The organism is Zhongshania sp., assembly GCF_041584495.1.
Lineage (GTDB): Bacteria > Pseudomonadota > Gammaproteobacteria > Pseudomonadales > Spongiibacteraceae > Spongiibacter.
In genome coordinates this window covers 1-1,625 of record NZ_JBFHDY010000271.1, presented here as the reverse complement: position 1 = coordinate 1,625, position 1,625 = coordinate 1, and the positions used below count along the sequence as shown (strand labels likewise).

The following is a 1,625-nucleotide window of genomic DNA, read 5'->3' as shown; positions in this document are numbered from 1 at the left end:
TTCGTAGCGCCCCAAACCATAATTACCCAGTCGGGCACTGAGCATGGCTTCGGTTTCTTCACTCGGCGCATTGGGGATCATATTCACCACGCCGGCTGCGGCGTTGCGGCCGAACAGGGTGCCCTGCGGACCTTTCAAAACTTCGATCTGCTGCATATCGGAAAAGGCTACCGTGGTCGCCGCTTTGGGCAGGTAGACTTCATCGTAGAAGGTGGCAACGGAAGGATCACCACCGGTGCTGATATTGGAGCCCTCCACACCGCGCACAATCAACTGGGACTGGGTGATGCCACCGCCATGCACATCCTCGCCCACCTGAAAACCGGGAATATAGTCCTGCATATCTTCCAGAATCAGGGCACCGGTGTTTTCAACGTCCGTCGAGGAAAAGGTGTCTACAGTAACGGGCACTGTCTGCGCATTCTGTTCACGCTTTTGGGCGGTAACAACGACCTCTTCCAGAGAGAGGTCTTTGGCGATGGCAGGAAGCGTTGTTGTCATCAGAACCAAAACCCATTGGCACGAGTACTTTTTCATTATTATTCTTCTCCAGTAGCAATATCCCCTCACCCTAGCCCTCTCCCCAAGGAGAGGGGACACAGGGTTGTCCCCCCCACAAAAACGGTTGGGGTAAGGGCAGACCTTTAATTCGAAGGCTTCTCACATTTCGCCACCTGCCCTTGTGTTGCCGCAACCGCTTCCAGCTTTTTAGGCGACAGGCACAGCATGTACTCAGCCACTTTCAAGCGGAGTTCTTCAGACAGATGCCCCTGTGATGGCATAGGCGGAAAATCCGGGCGTTTTTTCACCGGATTGGCCAGGTAATCGGCGATACCCTGCGGGTTGTCGTAATACTGCGCCTGAATGGCCATGGCAGGCGGCCCAATCATACGCAGATTGTAAGCGTGGCAACCGGCACAGATGCCTTTGTACAGGCGTGCCACCCGGTCGGCGTCGGTTTCAATTTCGCGCGGTGCTGCGTCGGCCGGCAACAGGTAGGTTTTGACGTCAGCCGTGGTTGTAATATCACACTTGCTCCACTTGCCAATACCGAAAGAGGTATAACGCTCGGCATTCAGTATGCAGTTATCCGGCTCCTGCGCACTGCCGACATTGGCGAGAATATCCGGCCCGGTAGTTTTGAATTTGGTCAGCATAGCCGCTTTCACTTCCGCAACCGGGTCGGCACCATTATTGAACATCAGGTTATCCAGAATCTGGATGTTATCCGGGTTAGGCTCGCTTTCCGTGTCGCTGGCCACATCGGTGACAAAAGCCAAATCGGTTATAACGATACCGGCGGTCTGATTGCCGGTAATGATATTGCCCTCAATTTTCACATCGTCGGCCGCCATGACCACAATGCCGACACCGACAGGCACTTTCGAGACTATGGAACCCGGCGCGCCAAAGTTCGGGGTGTTGTTATTCACCACAAAATTGTTGCGCACAATAATGTCGTAGGCGGTTTTAATTGGCAGGCCCGGGGTAATAAACACCAGAATACCGGCGGTATTGTTGTGAGCGTAGTTGTTTTCCACGAGCGCGTGGCGGGTGTTTTCGATTTCGATACCGGCCACGCTGTCAAAAACTTCGTTGTGCTTTACGTCGACGTTGTCACACAT

At 53.8% G+C, this 1,625-nt stretch carries 2 protein-coding genes; both read right to left on the bottom strand.

From position 1 onward, the window contains the following. The coding region (locus ABYP33_RS19015; RefSeq protein ID WP_373092909.1) for a TonB-dependent receptor plug domain-containing protein at positions 1 to 501 on the bottom strand (501 nt) is incomplete at its 3' end. 143 nt (positions 502 to 644) lie between these two features. Further along, positions 645 to 1,625 (bottom strand): right-handed parallel beta-helix repeat-containing protein (locus ABYP33_RS19010; RefSeq protein WP_373092907.1); only part of this gene is annotated, 981 nt, incomplete at its 5' end.